Origin of the sequence: Halomonas sp. NCCP-2165, assembly GCF_023708045.1 — a bacterium.
Taxonomy (GTDB): Bacteria; Pseudomonadota; Gammaproteobacteria; order Pseudomonadales; family Halomonadaceae; genus Bisbaumannia; species Bisbaumannia pacifica.
Window position 1 is genome coordinate 1 of record NZ_BRCY01000035.1, and the last position, 17331, is coordinate 17331.

14 protein-coding genes and 2 tRNA genes are annotated in these 17331 nt (G+C 69.4%); 9 read left to right on the forward strand and 7 right to left on the reverse strand.

The features are described 5' to 3' along the window. The first annotated feature begins 11 nt into the window (after positions 1–11). From lolB to NFU04_RS14485, 8 genes are all read left to right on the forward strand, one after another. Positions 12–584, forward strand: a complete 573-nt coding sequence (lolB, locus tag NFU04_RS14450) for a lipoprotein insertase outer membrane protein LolB (RefSeq protein WP_309296796.1) — start codon at positions 12–14, stop codon at positions 582–584. Then, the gene (gene ispE / locus NFU04_RS14455; protein WP_251310136.1) at positions 581–1453 is read left to right on the forward strand and encodes a 4-(cytidine 5'-diphospho)-2-C-methyl-D-erythritol kinase; all 873 of its coding nucleotides are present in this window, start codon (positions 581–583) and stop codon (positions 1451–1453) included. Before lolB ends, ispE begins: the two co-directional genes overlap by 4 nt. Positions 1454–1489: 36 nt before the next feature. After that, positions 1490–1564 (forward strand) — tRNA-Gln (locus tag NFU04_RS14460). A gap of 60 nt (positions 1565–1624) precedes the next feature. Next, positions 1625–2566: a ribose-phosphate pyrophosphokinase gene (locus NFU04_RS14465; RefSeq protein ID WP_186809992.1), complete on the forward strand. Its 942-nt coding sequence runs from the start codon at positions 1625–1627 to the stop codon at positions 2564–2566. 104 nt (positions 2567–2670) lie between these two features. Continuing rightward, positions 2671–3306, forward strand: coding sequence for a 50S ribosomal protein L25/general stress protein Ctc (locus tag NFU04_RS14470; RefSeq protein WP_251310137.1), 636 nt, complete (start codon positions 2671–2673; stop codon positions 3304–3306). An 88-nt stretch (positions 3307–3394) separates the two neighbouring features. Next, a complete protein-coding gene (gene pth / locus NFU04_RS14475) occupies positions 3395–3982 on the forward strand; it encodes an aminoacyl-tRNA hydrolase (RefSeq protein ID WP_251310138.1) in 588 nt (195 codons plus the stop codon). A 207-nt stretch (positions 3983–4189) separates the two neighbouring features. Then, a complete protein-coding gene (gene ychF, locus NFU04_RS14480) occupies positions 4190–5281 on the forward strand; it encodes a redox-regulated ATPase YchF (protein WP_251310139.1) in 1092 nt (363 codons plus the stop codon). A gap of 49 nt (positions 5282–5330) precedes the next feature. Beyond that, positions 5331–5407, forward strand: a tRNA-Met gene (locus tag NFU04_RS14485). A 97-nt stretch (positions 5408–5504) separates the two neighbouring features. Here NFU04_RS14485 and NFU04_RS14490 read toward each other — a convergent pair. Beyond that, positions 5505–6803 (reverse strand): M18 family aminopeptidase, encoded by a 1299-nt coding sequence (locus NFU04_RS14490; RefSeq protein ID WP_251310140.1) that lies wholly within the window; start codon positions 6801–6803, stop codon positions 5505–5507. A gap of 133 nt (positions 6804–6936) precedes the next feature. Here NFU04_RS14490 and NFU04_RS14495 point away from each other — a divergent pair, with 133 nt between their 5' ends. Continuing rightward, positions 6937–9015 carry a carboxy terminal-processing peptidase gene (locus NFU04_RS14495; RefSeq protein WP_251310141.1) on the forward strand — a complete coding sequence of 693 codons (2079 nt, stop codon included), beginning with the start codon at positions 6937–6939 and terminating at the stop codon, positions 9013–9015. 350 nt (positions 9016–9365) lie between these two features. Here NFU04_RS14495 and NFU04_RS14500 read toward each other — a convergent pair whose 3' ends face one another. The 6 genes from NFU04_RS14500 to flhB form a co-directional block, all read right to left on the reverse strand. Continuing rightward, positions 9366–10064 carry an RNA polymerase sigma factor FliA gene (locus NFU04_RS14500; protein WP_251310142.1) on the reverse strand — a complete coding sequence of 233 codons (699 nt, stop codon included), beginning with the start codon at positions 10062–10064 and terminating at the stop codon, positions 9366–9368. A gap of 150 nt (positions 10065–10214) precedes the next feature. Further along, positions 10215–10601 carry a flagellar protein FlhE gene (locus NFU04_RS14505; RefSeq protein WP_251310143.1) on the reverse strand — a complete coding sequence of 129 codons (387 nt, stop codon included), beginning with the start codon at positions 10599–10601 and terminating at the stop codon, positions 10215–10217. After that, positions 10601–11389 carry a hypothetical protein gene (locus NFU04_RS14510; protein ID WP_251310144.1) on the reverse strand — a complete coding sequence of 263 codons (789 nt, stop codon included), beginning with the start codon at positions 11387–11389 and terminating at the stop codon, positions 10601–10603. The genes NFU04_RS14505 and NFU04_RS14510 overlap by 1 nt, the downstream gene beginning before the upstream one ends. A 31-nt stretch (positions 11390–11420) precedes the next feature. Beyond that, positions 11421–13976, reverse strand: coding sequence for a flagellar biosynthesis protein FlhF (gene flhF, locus NFU04_RS14515; protein WP_251310145.1), 2556 nt, complete (start codon positions 13974–13976; stop codon positions 11421–11423). Further along, entirely contained in the window at positions 13973–16057 is a 2085-nt protein-coding gene (gene flhA, locus NFU04_RS14520) for a flagellar biosynthesis protein FlhA (RefSeq protein ID WP_285835162.1), read from the reverse strand. Before flhA ends, flhF begins: the two co-directional genes overlap by 4 nt. Beyond that, the gene (gene flhB, locus NFU04_RS14525; RefSeq protein ID WP_251310146.1) at positions 16054–17220 is read right to left on the reverse strand and encodes a flagellar biosynthesis protein FlhB; all 1167 of its coding nucleotides are present in this window, start codon (positions 17218–17220) and stop codon (positions 16054–16056) included. The genes flhA and flhB overlap by 4 nt, the downstream gene beginning before the upstream one ends. Between the last annotated feature and the right edge of the window lie 111 nt (positions 17221–17331).

Genomic DNA, 17331 nt, shown 5'->3' on the forward strand with positions numbered 1-17331 from the left:
CCCCCCTGCTGATGCTGGCCCTGCTGGCCGGCTGTGCCACCCGCCCCCCCGTCGCCGAGGCCCCCGCCGAACGCGGCCCCTGGCGCGACCAGGCCGCGGCCGTCGAGGCCCTAAACGCCTGGGAGCTGATCGCCCGGGTCGGGCTGCGCACCCCGGACGAGGCCACCAGCGCCAACCTCGACTGGCGCCAGACCCCCTATCACTATCGCCTGCTGCTCAGCGGCCCCTTCGGCAGCGGCCGCAGCACCCTGGAGGGTCGCAGCGGCCGGGTCTCCCTGACCACCCCCGAGGGGCGCTTCGAGGCCGAGAGCCCCGAGGCCCTGCTCGAGGAGCAGCTCGGCTGGAGCCTGCCGGTCTCGGCCCTGGACCACTGGATCCGCGGCCTGCCCGCCGCCGGCCCCCATGCGCTGGAGCGCGATGCCCGGGGCTACCCGCGGCGCCTGCGCCAGGCCGGCTGGGAGATCGACTACCGCGACTGGACCTGGGCCAACGGCCTGTGGCTGCCGCGGCGCCTGGTGATGAGCCATGGCGGCCTCCGGGTCACCCTGGTGATCAACGAGTGGCGACCGGAGGTCTCCCGGTGACCAGGACGCTGCACCTGCCGGCCCCGGCCAAGCTCAATCGCCTGCTGCATATCACCGGCCGCCGTGCCGACGGCTATCACGAGCTGCAGACCCTCTTCCAGTTCCTCGACCACGGCGACACCCTGAGCCTCTCGTCCCGCGACGACGGCGAGCTGCGCCTGACCCCGGCCCTGGCCGGCGTCACCGCCGAGGACAACCTGATCCTGCGCGCCGCGCACCTGCTGCGGGAGGAGAGCGGCGCGTCCCAGGGCGCCGATATCCACCTGCAGAAGCGCCTGCCCATGGGCGGCGGCCTCGGCGGCGGCAGCTCGGATGCCGCCACCACCCTGCTGGGTCTCAACGAACTCTGGGGCCTGGGCCTCTCCCGGGAGCGGCTCGCCGAGCTGGGTCTGCGCCTCGGCGCCGACGTGCCGGTCTTCGTCCACGGCCATGCCGCCTGGGCGGAGGGCATCGGCGAGCGGCTCACCCCGGTCGAGCTGGACACCCCCTGGTTCGTGGTCATTCACCCCGGCGTCTCGGTGGCCACCCCGGCGGTCTTCAACGCCCCCGGTTTGACACGTCATACCCCCCCCATTACCATGGCGCGCGCCCTGCGAGAGGGGCCGGCGTGCTGGCACAACGACTGTGAAGCCACGGTTCGCGAGCTCTATCCGGCGGTCGCCGAGGCCCTGGACTGGCTGGCCCGCTTCGCCCCAACGCGACTCACCGGCACCGGCGCCTGCCTCTTCGCCTGGTTGACGAATGAGGCGGATGCGGATAGCATTCTGCGCCGACTTGGCCGCCACGACTGGCAGGGCTTCAAGGCGCGGGGATGCAACCGATCGCCCCTCCATGCGGTGTTGGAAGAGCGAGCGACATCGGCGTCCTGACCCGAGTCGGCCAGGCGCCGAGATCGGCAAGATTGCTGGGGTATAGCCAAGCGGTAAGGCAGCGGTTTTTGGTATCGCCATGCGCAGGTTCGAATCCTGCTACCCCAGCCACTTCCCGCCCGACAGCTTCTCATCCCTGACGAGATCCCCAGACTCCCAAAGGTGCCGCGCGTGTCTAAATTGATGGTTTTCACCGGGAACGCCAATCCCGAACTCGCCCGTAAGATTGCCGAGGGCCTGGACAACCGGCTCGGCCATGCCACGGTCGGCCAGTTCAGCGATGGCGAAATCGCGGTCGAGATCAATGAGAACGTGCGCGGCAAGGACATCTTCGTCCTGCAGTCCACCTGCGCCCCCACCAACGACAACCTGATGGAACTGATCCTGATGGTGGACGCGCTGCGCCGCGCCTCCGCCCACCGGATCACCGCCGTGGTGCCCTACTTCGGCTACGCCCGTCAGGATCGCCGGGTGCGCTCCGCCCGCGTCCCCATCTCCGCCAAGGTGGTGGCCGACATGATGGTCAAGGCCGGCGTCGACCGGGTGATGACCATGGACCTGCACGCGGATCAGATTCAGGGCTTCTTCGACGTGCCGGTGGACAACGTCTACGGCTCGCCGATCCTGCTCGACGACATCGAGCGCCAGAATTACGACGACCTGGTGGTGGTCTCCCCCGACGTGGGCGGCGTGGTCCGCGCCCGCGCCATCGCCAAGCAGCTCAACGCCGACCTGGCCATCATCGACAAGCGTCGCCCCCAGGCCAACCAGGCCCAGGTGATGCACATCATCGGTGACATCCAGGACCGCACCTGCGTGGTGGTGGACGACATGATCGATACCGCCGGCACCCTGTGCAAGGCCGGCGAGGCCCTCAAGGATCACGGCGCCCGCCGCGTGGTGGCCTATGCCACCCACCCGATCCTCTCCGGCCCCGCCGTCGACAACATCACCGGCTCGGTGCTCGACGAGGTGGTGGTCACCGACACCATCCCCCTCTCCGAGACCGCCCGCCGCAGCGGCAAGATTCGCCAGCTGAGCGTGGCCGGGCTGATCGCCGAGGCGATTCGCCGGGTCAGCAACGAAGAATCCGTCAGCGCCATGTTCCACTGAGACAGGGCGCTCGGTAGCCCGCCCGGCACCGCCGGGCTCCTGGGAAGCGTTATCGCCTGGTCGCGGGGATAACGCTTTCTCGATCCAACCCATGAGGTTTTCCAATGTCCGAATTCACTTTGACTGCCAGCGTTCGTAACGACCTGGGGAAAGGTGCGAGCCGCCGCCTGCGTCGTGCGAACCTCGAGGTGCCCGCCATCATCTACGGTGGTGAGAAGGCGCCCCAGCCGATCTCCGTCGAGAAGTCCGCCTTCTACAAGGCCATCGAGGACGAGGCCTTCTTCGCCTCCGTGATCACCCTCGACGTGGCCGGTCAGAAGGAGACCGTGGTGGTGCGTGACCTGCAGCGTCACCCCTTCAAGCCGCTGGTCACCCACGCCGACTTCCTGCGTGTCGACGCCACTCACGCCATCACCATCAAGGTGCCGCTGCACGTGATCGGTGAAGAGCAGAGCAAGGCCATCAAGGAGCAGGGCGGCGAGCTGCACGTCCTGGCCAACGAGGTGGAAGTGAGCTGTCTGCCCAAGGACCTGCCCGACTTCCTGGAAATCGACATCACCGAGACCGAGATCGGCCAGATCCTGCACCTCTCCGACCTCCAGCTGCCGGCCGGCGTGAGCCTGGTCGAGCTGAGCCACGGTGCCGACCACGACCAGGCCCTGGTCAGCCTGACCAAGCCCAAGGTGCGCGGCGGTGACGAGGCCGAAGGCGAAGAAGGTGGCGAAGAGAGCGCCGAATAAGTCGCTCCTCGGGAGGCGTCCTCGCCTCCCTTCGCTCGTTCGATCAAGCGCCCCACGGGGCGCTTGATTGCTTTGTGGAGATGCCATCATGCCCCAGATCAAGGCGATCATCGGACTCGGCAACCCCGGCCCCGACTACGAGGCGACCCGACATAACGCCGGCGCCTGGCTGGTCCAGGCCCTGGCCCGGCGCGGGCTCAGCGAGCTGCGCCCGGAGAAGAAGTTCCTGGGCCACTATGCCAAGGTGCGCCTGGACGGCCACGAGGTGCACCTGCTCGAGCCCACCACCTTCATGAATCGCAGCGGCGCCGCCGTGGCGGCGCTGTGCAAGTTCTACAAGCTGGCCCCGAACGAGCTGCTGGTGGCCCACGACGAGCTGGATATCGCCCCCGGCACCGCCCGCTACAAGAGCGGCGGCGGCCACGGCGGCCATAACGGCCTGCGCGATATCATCAGCGCCCTCGGCAACGACAAGGCCTTCCACCGGCTGCGGATCGGCATCGGCCACCCGGGCAACGCCAAGCAGGTGGTCAACTATGTGCTGGGCCGTCCCGGCAAGGCGGAGCTTGCCGCCATCGAGGCCGCCCTGGACGAGATCCAGGCCACCCTCCCCGACGCCCTGGCCGGCGACTGGGCCCGGGCCATGAATCGGCTGCATGGCTTTTCCGCGGCCTAGCTCGGATAAGCGAGCCGCAGGCGAGCGCATCCGACAGGCCTGGCACCCCTGCGGTGTGTCGGATGCGCCTTCGGCGTATCCGACCTACCACGTCACCCCACGGCTGGCCGAATCGGGTTTTCTTGCCGCTTACGGCTTATAGCTGATGGCTCGGTCGAGTAGAATAGCGGCCAATCGCCTATCACGAACACCTTCCAGGAAGATCCCATGGGTTTTAACTGCGGTATCGTCGGCCTGCCCAATGTGGGCAAGTCCACCCTCTTCAATGCGCTGACCAAGTCCGGCATCGACGCCGAGAACTTCCCCTTCTGCACCATCGAGCCCAATGTCGGTATCGTGCCGATGCCCGATCCGCGCCTCGACAAGCTGGCCGAAATCGTCAAACCCCAGAAGGTGCTGCCCACCACCATGGAGTTCGTGGATATCGCCGGGCTCGTGGCGGGCGCCTCCAAGGGCGAGGGCCTGGGCAACCAGTTCCTGGCCAATATCCGCGAGACCCAGGCCATCGCCCATGTGGTGCGCTGCTTCGATAACGACAACGTGATCCACGTCGCCAACCAGGTGGATCCCCGTGCCGATATCGAGACCATCAACCTGGAGCTGGCCCTGGCCGACCTGGACACCGTGGAACGGGCCATCCAGCGCCTGGTACGGGTCGCCAAGGGCGGCGACAAGGAGGCCATCGCCACCAAGGCGATCCTCGAGCGCATCCAGCCCCACCTGGCCGAGGGCCAGCCGCTGAGAAGCTTCGGCCTCGATGACGACGAGAAGAAGGCGCTCAAGAGCTTCGGCTTCCTGACCCTCAAGCCCACCATGTATATCGCCAACGTCAACGAGGACGGCTTCGAGGCCAACCCCTACCTGGAGGTGGTCCAGGAGATCGCCGCCGAGGAAGGCGCCGTGGTGGTCCCGGTGTGCAACCAGATCGAGGCGGAGATCGCCGAGCTGGACGACGAGGAGCGCGCCATGTTCCTCGACGAGATGGGCATGGAGGAGCCGGGCCTGGATCGGGTGATCCGCGCCGGCTACGAGCTGCTCGGCCTGCAGACCTACTTCACCGCCGGGGTCAAGGAGGTGCGCGCCTGGACCGTCAAGGTCGGCGCCACCGCCCCCGAGGCCGCCGGGGTGATCCACACCGACTTCCAGAAGGGCTTTATCCGCGCCGAGGTGATCGGCTACGACGACTACGTCGGCCTGGGCGGCGAGCAGGGCGCCAAGGATGCCGGCAAGTGGCGCCTGGAGGGCAAGGAGTATGTCGTCAAGGACGGCGACGTGATCCACTTCCGCTTCAACGTCTAAGAAAAAGTCTTGACGTATCAGGCCCTTGTTGGGTAGGATACGCGCCGTTGGCTACGTAGCTCAGCTGGTTAGAGCACATCACTCATAATGATGGGGTCCCCTGTTCGAATCAGGGCGTAGCCACCAAAGACACAAGAAAACGCCCGCCTGGCTTGCCAGGCGGGCGTTTTTTCGTCTGGGGGATGACGCATCGCGGGACGGGGGAGCCCGCCCCGCGATGCCATCACACCAGGTCGGCGCGATTGACGAAGCCGCTCAGCACGCGGATCAACTGATCGGCGTCGCGCACCCCGCAGGTCTCGCGGATCGAGTGCATGCCCCACTGGGGCACCCCCACGTCCAGGGTCGGCACCCCGAGCTCGCTGGCGGTGATCGGCCCGATGGTGCTGCCACAGCTCATGTCGGCGCGGGTCACGAAGGTCTGCACCGGCACCCCCTGCGCCTGGCAGAGGTCGCGGAACATCGCCGCGGTGGCGCTGTTGGTGGCGTAGCGCTGGTTGGCATTGACCTTGATCACCGGGCCGCCATTGATGGCCGGGCCATGGCCGGCATCATGCTTGTCGGCGAAGTTGGGATGCAGCGCATGGGCGTTGTCGCAGGAGATCATTCTTGAAGCCTGGATCAGGCGAATAAAGCCCTCGTCGCCGCCCTCCCCCAACTGGGCATTGACCCGGCGCAGCACGTCCTCCAGGAAGGGGCCCTGGGCGCCGCAGGCGCTGGCGCTGCCCACCTCCTCGTGATCGTTGGCCACCAGCACGGCGCCCTGCTCGCCGTCGGAGGCCAGCAGCGCCTCCAGGCCGATAAAACAGGAGAGCAGGTTGTCGAGGCGGGCGCTGGCGATCAGCTCGCCCTCCACCCCGACCCGGGCCGGCGGCTGGGTGTCGTAGAGGGCCAGCTCGAAGTCGAGCAGGGTCACCCCTTCCAGGCCATGCTGCTCATAGAGCCAGCGCTTGAGCAGCGCCTCGAAGTCCGCCGCCTGGCCGCCCTGCAGCAGCACCGGCGCCATCTCGGTCTGGGGGTTGATGGTGCGACCGTTATTGGCCTCGCGATCCAGGTGAATGGCCAGGCTGGGCACCACGGCCACCGGGCGCGGCACATTGAGCAGCACCCCCTGGATACGCCCGTCGTCGCGGCGCAGGTGGACCCGTCCGGCCAGGCCCAGGTCGCGATCGAACCAGGGCGCCAGCAGGGCGCCGCCGTAGACCTCGACGCCCAGTTGCAACCAGCCGTGGGCGACCTTGGCGGGGTTGGGCTTGAGGCGCAGGCCGGGGCTGTCGGTATGCGCGCCGATCATGCGCAGCGCCGCCAGGGGCCCGCGGGGCAGTTGCAGGGCGATGATCGAGGAGTCGTTGCGGGTCACATAGACCTTCTCCCCCGGGCGCAGTTGCCAGCCGGCCGTCTCGTCCAGGCGACGGTAGCCGGCCTGCTCCAGACGCTGGGCCATATTGGCCACCGCGTGCCAGGGCGTCGGCGAGCGTTGCAGGAAGCCGAGCAGGCGTTCGAGGGTAGGAAGATGGGGCATGGGGGAACCTCTCACAAGGGTCTGTGACTGGCGACAAGGGCTGCTACAATGCCGGTTCGTCGGTGCAACCCTGCGGCCGCAAGCGTGTCTTCTAAGGATGGGAAGTGTACATGAATTCGGGAGTGCTTCATTGATGAGCCTGACTGTCGCCCTACGGCGCCTGACGGTCCTGGCGCTGACCCTGCTATTCAGCGCCTCGACCCTCGCCACCTCGTTACCCACCGATGCCCAGCGTCAGGCCGCCGCCGAGGTCGCCGAATCGCTACGCTACAGCCACTATGCGGACGTCAGCCTGGGTAATGCCTGGTCCCGGCAGGCCTTCCAGCGCCTCCTCGATATCCTCGACTCCCAGCGCGCCTACCTGCTGGCCAGCGACGTCGACGAGTTCCGTCACCTGGCGGAGCGCCTGGACGAGGCCCTCTATGACGGCGAGCTGGAACCGATCTACGCCCTCTACGCGCGCTACCAGCAGCGCCTGGAGAACCGCCTGGAGTGGATCCTGGCGCGCCTCGACGCGGGCCTCGACTTCACCTTCGAGAGTGACGACCGCCTGGAGCTCGACCGCGACGGGGCGCCCTGGGCACAGGGCGAGGCCGAGCTCGACGAACTCTGGCGCAAGCGCCTCAAGAACGCCGCCCTGACCCAGCTGCTGGCCGACCAGGACGAGGCGCAGATGCACGACAACCTGCGCCAGCGCTACGAGGGCCAGCTCAACCGGATCCGCCAGACCAACGGCGACGATGTCTTCGGCCTCTTCATGGCGGCGGTGACCGGCACCATCGACCCGCATACCGAGTACTTCTCGCCGCGTCAGGGGGAGTCCTTCGATATCCAGATGCGCCTCTCCCTGGAGGGCATCGGCGCCCTGCTGCAGACCGAGGACGAGTACGTCAAGGTCGCCAGCCTGGTGCCCGGCGGCCCCGCCGACAAGTCGGGGCTGCTGGCCCCGGCGGATCGCATCGTCGCCGTGGGCCAGGGCGAGGACGACGACGCCGAGATGGTCAATGTGGTGGGCATGCGCCTGGATGAGGTGGTCGACATGATCCGCGGGCCCAAGGGCTCGGTGGTGCGCCTCGACGTGGTGCCGGCTCAGGCGGTGGACATGACCCGCTCGCGGATCATCGAGATCACCCGCGATACCGTGACCCTGGAGGATCAGGCCGCCAGCCGCGAGATCATCGAGCTCGAGCGGGACGGCGAACGCCATCGCATCGGCGTCATCCAGGTGCCGACCTTCTACGTGGACTTCGATGCCTGGCAGGCCGGCGAGAGCGACTATCGCAGCACCACCCGCGACGTGGCGCGCCTGGTGCAGGAGCTCAAGGCCGAGGACGTCGACGGCATCGTGCTGGACCTGCGCAACAACGGCGGCGGCGCGCTGCACGAGGCCAACTCCCTGATCGGGCTGTTTATCGATCGCGGCCCCACGGTGCAGGTGCGCGACGCCCGCGGCCGCATCAGCCTGTATGGCGACACCGAGAGCGGCAGCCTCTACGACGGCCCCCTGGCGGTGCTGGTCAATCGCCTCTCCGCCTCCGCCTCGGAGATCTTCGCCGGCGCCATCCAGGACTACGGCCGCGGCCTGGTGCTGGGCAACCGCACCTTTGGCAAGGGCACCGTCCAGACCCTCAACGACCTGAGCCATGGCCAGATCAAGCTGACCCGCGCCAAGTTCTATCGCATCTCCGGCGAGAGCACCCAGCACCGCGGCGTGGATCCGGATATCCTCTTCCCCAGCCTGATCGACCCGGAGGAGATCGGCGAGAGCAGCCTCGACAACGCCCTGGCCTGGGACCAGGTGCGCGCCGTCCAGTATCGCCACTATGGCGAGCCCTGGCGGGTGATCGAGACGCTGCGCGCCGGCCACCGGGAACGCATCGACGACCACCCCAACTTCGTCTACCTGCAGAACCAGGCCGAGCTGGTGCGCGAGCTGCGCGAGGATCGGACCAGCGTCAGCCTCAACCGCGAGCGGCGCCAACAGGAACTCGAGACCCAGGAGGCCCGTCAGCTGGCCCTGGAGAACGCCCGTCGCGAGGCCCTGGGGCTGGAGCCGCTGGAAGACTGGGTGGATGCCCGGGGCAACGACGAGGACGCGGAGGAAGCGACCCCGCTGGATCGCGCCGAGGTGGAGGAGTCCGCCGAGATCCTCCTCGACTACGCCCTGCTACTCGACGGCGGTGACCCCCGGCTCAGCCATAACGACCACTGACCCCACCCCGTCTCGCGCCTCGGCCCCGGCAATCGCCGGGGCCGAGGCGCGTCGGGGCCACGCAAAAACGTTCTGCGCAGCTCAGCGTGAGACCTCGCCCCGGTTTATCTCCGGCTAGCTATGCCGGCACGCCAACCTGCGAAGAACAAAAAAACCGCTGCCGAAGCAGCGGTAGGTCTAGGTTTTGTACGAAAAGTCGGCGAGCGATGGCCAGACAAGGCAAAAATCGGCGAAAAGACGGAGTTTACGGGGTGTAAATGAGTACTTTGAGCCGATTTTTAACGCCGTATGGGCGAGCGCAGGCAGTTTTCGTACAGAGCCTAGGGAAACCTGGGCCAGCCGGCCGCGCCCTACTCCTCGGCGAGGCGCGAGCGTAGCCGGCCGATGGCCTGGCTATGCAGCTGACAGACCCGGGACTCGGTGACGCCGAGCACGGCACCGATCTCCTTGAGGTTGAGTTCCTCCTGATAGTAGAGCGCCATCAGCAGCTTCTCGCGCTCCGGCAGGGCCTCGATCCCCGCCACCAGGCGCTCGCGACGCTCGCCGGAGAGCAGCGCCAGGAAGGGCGAGGCGCCCTCCTCCTCGGCGCTGGGCTCCTGCCCCTCCGCCACCAGCTCCTCGAAGGGCAGCAGGTGGCCGTTGTTGGTATCCCCCAACAGCTGGTAATAGGTGTCGAGATCGATCTCCAGGTCCGCGGCGATCTCGCGTTCCTCCGGGGGGCGGCCCAGTTGCTGCTCCAGGCGGCGGATGCTGGCATCCAGGGCCCGGGCATTGCGCCGCACGCTGCGCGGCAACCAGTCGCGGCTGCGCAGCTCGTCGATCATGGCGCCGCGAATGCGCTGGCTGGCGAAGGTGGTAAAGGTGGCGCCCGCCGAGGCGTCGTAACGCCCCATGGCATCCAGCAGGCCCATCATGCCGGCCTGGATCAGGTCATCCAGTTCGATGCCCGCCGGCAGCCGCACCTGCAGTGCCAGGGCCTGTCGCCTCACCACCGGCAGATACTGCTCGACGAGCGCCGTCTGATCGATCTTGCCCTGTGCCGTGTACATGCCTCGCCTCGAACTGGAAGGTCGTCTCACTCGGTCGACGGCGCCGACCGACTCTCTCCTATTATTGGGCCCCGGCCACGCCGGAAAGGCGCGAATAGCCGTCGACTCCATCGGCTATTCCGGCTATCTCGACCAGGGTCGCAATGCCCTTCAGCGATAGTCGACGATCACCTGGATGCCGCTCAGGGTCAGGGCCCCACCCCGCCCCGGCGGCAGGCGACCCTGCAGGCGCAGGGGACGATCCGCCGCGGCGCCGGCCAGGCCCTCGCTCACGCCGCGGGCGCCGCTCAGCGGCAGGCAGCGACGCCCCTGACACAGGCGCAGGGGCGGCAAGACGCCCGGCGGCGCCTCGAGGCGCCAGCGCACCCGGGTGATCTCGCCCCCCTCGGCGATCCCCGGCGGCGGCGCCAGGGGCGCCGAGCGGCTGTCGCGGTCACTCATCGAGAGTCGCAGCGGCGGCGCCTCGGCCACCCAGCTGCCGGCGGCGAGGGCCTGGCCGGCGAGCCACAGGGCAAGCAGCGCGACGAGCCCCCGCATCACGGGGTGATCACCAGCAGGTCGATCCCCAGGTCCGTGGCCACCTGGACCAGGTTATCCGGCAGCCCCCGCCGGGAGCGCATCCTCGGCATCAACAGCAGCAGGCGCCGCGGCCCGGGACGGCGGGTCAGCGCCAGCAACAGGCGATAACCGCGGCGAAAGGCGTCCGGGCCCGGGGCCACCCACAGCGCCCAGCGGCCCTGGGCGGGATAACGCCCCAGGGCCTCCGCCGGCACCGCCGCCAGGCGCCAGGCGCGGGGATCCCCGACCCAGCGCTGACCGCGCTCGGCCCAGGCGGCCAGCAGCCGCTGGGCCCGGGGGCGCTCCTCCTCGGCGAGCCCCAGCACCCGCAGCCGGTACCGCGCCGCCGGCTCGGCGGCCACCCTCGGCGCGGCCGCCCTGGCACCCCTGGGCCGCGCCTGCTGCGGCCTTGGCGTTTTCTCGGGAGGCGCCTTCGCGGAGGGGAGCGCCGGCTCGGCAGGCCGCTGCGCCGCCGTGCGTGACTCGCCACGGGCGATCTCGACCAGCACCCTGGCGATCGCCGTTTCCCGGTCCTCGAGCGATACGTCCGCAGCGGGGCTCGGCGTGGGGGCCTCGCCGGGCGCCGCGAGGGCAATCTCCCGTAGCGTCCTGGCGATCAGGGTCTCCCGATCCTCCCCGCTAGCGTCGGGGGGCGGCGCCTCGCCGCGTTCCTGGCTCTCTGCTTGGCTCTCTGCTTGGCTCTCTGCTTGGCTCTCTGCTTGGCTCTCGACCCAGCGTCGCAGGCCCTGGGCCTGATCGGCACTCATTATCCCGCCTCCCCGGCGAACATCGCCTGATTCATCGCACTTCCTCCAGCCCCAGGGTCAGGCTGCGCAGGGCATCCCTGGCGATCAGCAGCTGTACCAGGCCATCCAGCAGCCGGCCGGCGCTGCGCGCCCGGCGCCCGCCCTGCAGGGCCAGCAGCTCGCCGCGCAGGTCCAGGGCCCAGGCCGCCTCGCTGTGCTCCAGGGCCTGGGCAAGGGCGGCCAGCCCCGCGGCCAGGGTCAAGCGCAGCTGCGGCTCCAGGGGATCGAGCCCGGCCTCCGGCAACTGCTGCCAGGCGCGCCGGGTCAGCCGCTCGAGACCCTCCAGGCCCAGTTGATGACGCAACAGCTCCAGGGCATCCCACTCCAGCCAGGCCGGCGACAGCCAGTAGCGGCGCCCCAGCCGCTGCCCCGTCTCGCTCTGCAGTTCGCCGCACCAGGCCCAGAGGGCGCGATCCTCCTGGCGGCGGCGACCCGCCGGCGACGCCGCCACCGCCAACTGGCGCAGGCTCAGGGTCGCCGCCTCCTGACGGTAGCGACAGGGCAGCGGCGTCAGCGCCTCGCCCTGCCCCACCAGCTCGCCGAGGGGCAGGCGCTCGCCGCGGTACCAGACCCGGGCGCCGGCCCGGGCCTGGGCCAGCCAGGGCCGCACCCGCTCGCCCAGCCAGTCCCAGGCGTCACGGCCGGGCAGGCTCGGCAACAGGTGGGCGCGAACCCCCAGGGCGTCGGCCCAGGCCAGCCGCTCGATCTCATCGGCGGGCTGGCGATGCTGCAGGGCGGGCAGCCCCAGGCCGAGGCCCTGGGGCGTCAGCCGCTGGTCGGGCTGGCGCCAGCCCTGGGCCTGGGGACGCCGCCGCGCCCAGCGCATGATGGCGCCCGCCTCCGCTGCTTCGCGGGACCACAGGGCCTCCAGGTGCCTGGCCTGCGCCGCCGGCGGCAGGCCCGCCGCCTGCCAGGCCTCGGCCAGGGGCGCGAAGGCGGGCAGCGTGTGTCCCAGGCGACGCCAGGCGGCGCCCAGGGCGCGACTCTGACCGGCCAGGTCCCGGGACCAGCTCGCCAATCGGGGCAACTCCGCCGCTACCTGACCGTTGCTGGGCGCCGCCTCGGCGCTGGCCAGCGCCGCCTCGATCAGGGTCGGTCCATCGGCGCGGGCCATGTCCTCGGGCACCTGCTGCCCATGACAGACGAAATTGAGCCGCAGGCCGTGACGAATCAGCCCATCCAGCAAGGGACCGAGGCGCGCCGCCTCGTCCTGCTTGGTGAGGATCACGTCCTCGAGGCGTGCCCCCGCCGCCCGGGCGGCGCGACAATAGGTCCGAACGATCTCCTCCAGGGTCTCCCCCTGGCTGGTGGCGCTGAGCATCAGCATCAGGCGCACCCCACGCCGCCCCAGCTGCAGCCGCGCCACCTGATCCACCAGGCGCTGATCGCGCTGGCTCATGCCCACGGTGTCGATAATCACCAGGGCCTTGTCGGCCAGGCGCCCCAGCAGCCCCTCCAGGGGCGTCTCGGCGTCCAGGGCATGCACCTCCACGCCGAGAATATCGGCATAGATGCGCAGTTGCTCATGGGCACCGATGCGGTAGCTGTCGGTGGTCACCAGGGCCAGCCCCTCGGGGCCGTGACGCATCACGTAGCGGGCCGCCAGCTTGGCGGTGGTGGTGGTCTTGCCCACCCCGGTGGGCCCCACCAGGGCGAGGATACCGGCCTCGGTGAACAGGCTCTCCTCGTCGTCCCGGGTCGTCAGTCGGGCGGCCAGGGCGCGCTTGAGCCAGGCCTGCACCGGCGCCGCCTCGGCATCCGCCAGGGCCAGCTCGGTGGGCAGGCCGGCGAGCAGCTCGCTGATCAGGGCATGACCGAAGCCGGCCGCCACCAGTTGGCGCTGCAGCCCCTGCAGGGCACCGGGGCGCCCCTCCCGGGCCGGCGGTTCCCGGGTCAGCAGCTGGCGCATATCCTGCACCTCGCTAAGCAGCCGCTGGCTCAGGGCGACGAAATCGGCCTCCTGGACTGCCGATTGAGGCGCTGCGGGATCCCCAGCGCCCGGTTCCGGGACCAGGGGATGGCCGCCCGCCTCCGGAGGCTCAGCAGAGGCATCGAGAGCCGGTGAATAGGCGGCCCGGGCACGACTCAACGGCTTGGGCGGCGGCGTCTCGCGGATGATTTCCGGATCGTCGCCGGATCCCTGCGAACCATCGGTCGCTGCCGGCGTCGCGGACAGGCTAACGCCGCTACGCGCCGCCAGGGCCTGGGCCCGAAGGGAATCGGACGCGGAGTCCCGCGATGCCGGGTCCGACACCGAATCTTCGGGCAGGCTCACGCCGTGGCGCGCCGCCAGGGCCTGGGCGAAACTCGCGGGGCTGCGTCCGGCGGGCAGGCTAAAGTCCGCCCCGCTGTCGGGGGCCGGCGCCTCGCTCCGGGACGCCGCCGGGGCCTCGGTCTGGGACGCCGCCTCGGCCTCCGTCGTGGCGAGGATCTCGACCCCCTCCGCGGTGCGTCGATTGGCCAGGATCAGGGCGTCGTCGCCGAGGGCGCTGCGCACCCGGCGCATCGCCTCGCGCACATTGGCGCCCAGGAAGCGGGTCACGCTCATCCATTACCTCCCACCAGGCTGGTCACTCTCAGGGTGCGATCATCGGGAATCTCGGCCTGGGACATCACCACCAGGTGCCGCAGGCGACGGCGCAGGAAGCGGGCCAGCACCGGGCGCAGGCCGTGCTGCACCACCAGCACCGGCGGCTCGCCCTTGGCCTCCTGGCGCTCCAGGGCCTGCTCCGCCTGGGTCATCAGGGTATCCGCCAGGCCCGGCTCCAGGGCGCCGTTGCCGTTCATGGCCTGCAGCAGTACCTGCTCGAGCTGGGCGTCGAGGCCGATCACGTGGAGCTCGTCGCGGCCCGGGAACCACTGCTGGGTGATCGCACGGCCCAGGCTGATGCGCACCAGGGCGGTCAGTTCTCCCACGTCCTGCTGCTGGGGCGCATGCTCGGCCAGGGTGTCGAGGATGGTGCGCAGGTCGCGGATCGACACCTCCTCGTCGAGCAGTTGCTGGAGCAGCCGCTGCAGCACGGTCAGGGAGATCGCCTTGGGCACCACCTCTTCCACCAGGGGCTTGTGCTCCTCGCCCAGCTTGTCGAGCAACTGCTGCACCTCGCCGCGGCCGAGCATCTCGGCGGCGTGCTGATGCAGCAGGTGATTGAGGTGGGTGGCCACCACGGTGCCGGCATCCACCACCGTGTAGCCGTAGACCTGGGCGTGCTCGCGCTGGCCGGCGTCGATCCATACCGCCGGCAGGCCGAAGGCGGGATCCTCGGTGGGGGTACCGTCGAGCTGGCCGGAGACCTGGCCCGGGTCGATGGCCAGCCACTTGCCCGGGTAGGCGTCGGCGCGCCCGATCTCCACCCCCTTGAGGGTGATCACATAGGCATTGGGCCCCAGCTCCAGGTTGTCGCGGATATGCACCACCGGCGGCAGGAAGCCCACCTCCTGGGCGAACTTCTTGCGCACGCTCTTGATGCGTCCCAGCAGCTCGCCGTCCTGGCGCTGGTCGACCAGGGGAATCAACCGGTGCCCCACCTCCAGGCCCAGGGTGTCCACCAGCTGGACATCGTCCCAGCTCGCCTCCGGGGCCTCCTGGGGCGCCGGCGGCGGCGCGCTCTCCGCCTCCTGCACCAGCGCCTCCTGCTGACGCTTGATCAGCAGCCAGGCCAGGCCGCCCAGCAGGGCGGTGAAGATCAGGAACACCAGGTTGGGCATGCCCGGCACCAGGCCCAGCAGGCCCATGACCGCCGCGGCCAGGATCAGCACCTGGGGATTGACGAACAGCTGGCTGAGCATCTGCTGGCCGACGTCCTGGTCGGTGGTGACCCGGGACACGGTGACGCCGGCGGCGGTGGAGATCACTAGGGCGGGAATCTGCGCCACCAGGCCGTCGCCGATGGTCATCAGGGTATAGGTGCGGGCGGCATCGCCGAAGGCCATGTCGTGCTGGAGCATGCCGATCAACAGGCCGCCGATCACGTTGACCACCATGATCACCAGGCCGGCCATGGCGTCGCCACGCACGAACTTGCTGGCGCCATCCATGGAACCGTAGAAGTCGGCCTCCTGGGAGACCTCGGCGCGGCGCTTCTTGGCGTCCTCCTCGCCGATCAGGCCGGCGTTGAGGTCGGCGTCGATGGCCATCTGCTTGCCGGGCATGGCATCGAGCATAAAGCGTGCGCCCACTTCGGCGATCCGCCCGGCGCCCTTGGTGATGACCATGAAGTTGATCACCACCAGGATGGCGAAGACCACCAGGCCCACGGCGAAGTTGCCGCCGATCAGGAACTGGCCGAAGGCCTCGATCACCTTGCCGGCGGCGTCGCCCCCCTGGTGCCCTTCCATCAGGATCACCCGGGTCGAGGCGACATTGAGGGAGAGCCGCAGCAGGGTGGTGAAAAGCAGCACCGCCGGGAAGGCGGCGAAATCCAGCGGCTGGCGGGTGAACATGCTGACCAGCAGCACCATCACCGCGAGCGCGATATTGAAGGTGAAGAAGAGGTCCAGGGCGAAGGGCGGCAGCGGCAGGATCAGCATCGCCATCACCAGCAGGATCAGCAGCGGTCCCGCCAGCAGCTTCATCTGGACCTGGTTCGCCCAGTCGCGGCGACCCAGATAGTCATTCAGCGCTCTCATCGAGGCTCCTCGCTTGATGGCCGCTCCGGCGGAACGGCCAGTTCATCCGGCACCGGCAGGTCGCCGGGCCGCGGCGGCGCCGGTTCGCCGCTGGCATCGGCGCGCTTGAGGTTGAAGGCCCAGGCCATCACCTCCGCCACGGCGGTATAGAGGGCGACCGGGATCTCCGCCTCGAGATCCACGTGACGGTAGAGGGCCCGGGCCAGGGGCGGCGCCTCCAGGCGCGGCACGCCGTGGGCATCGCCCAGCTCGCGAATGCGCAGCGCCACCGCATCGACGCCCTTGGCCACCACCCGCGGGGCCTGCATGCCGCCCTCCTCGTAGCGCAGGGCCACCGCATAGTGGCTGGGGTTGGTGACGATGACGTCGGCCTCGGGCACCTCGCTCATCATGCGTCCCCGGGCCATGGCCTGCTGCTGCTGGCGGATGCGCGCCTTGACGTGGGGGTCGCCCTCCGACTCCTTGTGCTCGCGCTTGATCTCTTCCTTGGACATGCGCAGCTGCTTGGCGTGGTGCCAGAGCTGGTAGGGCACGTCGATCAGGATCACCACCAGCAGGGTCAGCACCATCAGCCCCGCGGCCATCGCCGCCAGGCGCAGGGCGCTGGCCAGGGCCTGCCGGATGGGCTGATCCATCAAGGCCAGGAAGTCGCCCTTGGTATGCCACAGGAAGGCCACCGCCACGCTCCCCACCAGCAGCGACTTGGCGATGGCCTTGGTCAGCTCCACCAGGGCCTGGACACCGAAGATGCGCTTCAGGCCCTTGGCGGGATTGAGCTTGCTGAGCTGGGGCTTGAGGGACTTGGCGGAGATCAGCCAGCCACCGAGCAGGGCCGGGGCCACCAGGGCCACCACCGTCAGCAGCAGGAAGAGCGGCATCAGCGCCATCAGGGTCCGCTCGCCGAGGGTCCAGGCGTGGCTGAGCATCGGCATGGTCTCGAAGGCGTGGCGGCGCTCGAAGAGGAAGGCCTGCTCCATCACCGTGCCGAGCTGGCCATAGAGCGTCTCGCCCAGGCCCCAGAAGCCGATCACCCCGGCCAGCAGCAGCAGGAAGGTGGCCAGTTCGCGGGAACGGGCGACCTGCCCCTCCTCCCGGGCCTTCTCCCGGCGTCGCGGCGTCGCCTCTTCGGTCTTTTCCTGATCGTCGCTGCTGCCCTCGGCCATGCCCCGCCCTGTCGCTCACGGACGGCTCCACCGCCCGGGGCCTCATTGTGGGCAAGGGGGGGGGACGGCGATACGCCAAAAAGCGCGGTCAATCGTGGTCTTATCCACGAC

What these genes read in the sequence shown, in the direction of transcription:
- pth (WP_251310138.1), top strand. Translation starts at nt 3,395, where the DNA reads ATGCCCCAGATCAAGGCGATCATCGGACTCGGCAACCCCGGCCCCGAC.
- flhA (WP_285835162.1), bottom strand. Translation starts at nt 16,057, where the DNA reads ATGAGAGCGCTGAATGACTATCTGGGTCGCCGCGACTGGGCGAACCAG.
- flhB (WP_251310146.1), bottom strand. Translation starts at nt 17,220, where the DNA reads ATGGCCGAGGGCAGCAGCGACGATCAGGAAAAGACCGAAGAGGCGACG.
- NFU04_RS14510 (WP_251310144.1), bottom strand. Translation starts at nt 11,389, where the DNA reads ATGAGTGCCGATCAGGCCCAGGGCCTGCGACGCTGGGTCGAGAGCCAA.
- flhF (WP_251310145.1), bottom strand. Translation starts at nt 13,976, where the DNA reads ATGAGCGTGACCCGCTTCCTGGGCGCCAATGTGCGCGAGGCGATGCGC.
- NFU04_RS14500 (WP_251310142.1), bottom strand. Translation starts at nt 10,064, where the DNA reads ATGTACACGGCACAGGGCAAGATCGATCAGACGGCGCTCGTCGAGCAG.
- ychF (WP_251310139.1), top strand. Translation starts at nt 4,190, where the DNA reads ATGGGTTTTAACTGCGGTATCGTCGGCCTGCCCAATGTGGGCAAGTCC.
- NFU04_RS14505 (WP_251310143.1), bottom strand. Translation starts at nt 10,601, where the DNA reads ATGCGGGGGCTCGTCGCGCTGCTTGCCCTGTGGCTCGCCGGCCAGGCC.
- NFU04_RS14495 (WP_251310141.1), top strand. Translation starts at nt 6,937, where the DNA reads ATGAGCCTGACTGTCGCCCTACGGCGCCTGACGGTCCTGGCGCTGACC.
- NFU04_RS14490 (WP_251310140.1), bottom strand. Translation starts at nt 6,803, where the DNA reads ATGCCCCATCTTCCTACCCTCGAACGCCTGCTCGGCTTCCTGCAACGC.
- NFU04_RS14470 (WP_251310137.1), top strand. Translation starts at nt 2,671, where the DNA reads ATGTCCGAATTCACTTTGACTGCCAGCGTTCGTAACGACCTGGGGAAA.
- lolB (WP_309296796.1), top strand. Translation starts at nt 12, where the DNA reads ATGCTGGCCCTGCTGGCCGGCTGTGCCACCCGCCCCCCCGTCGCCGAG.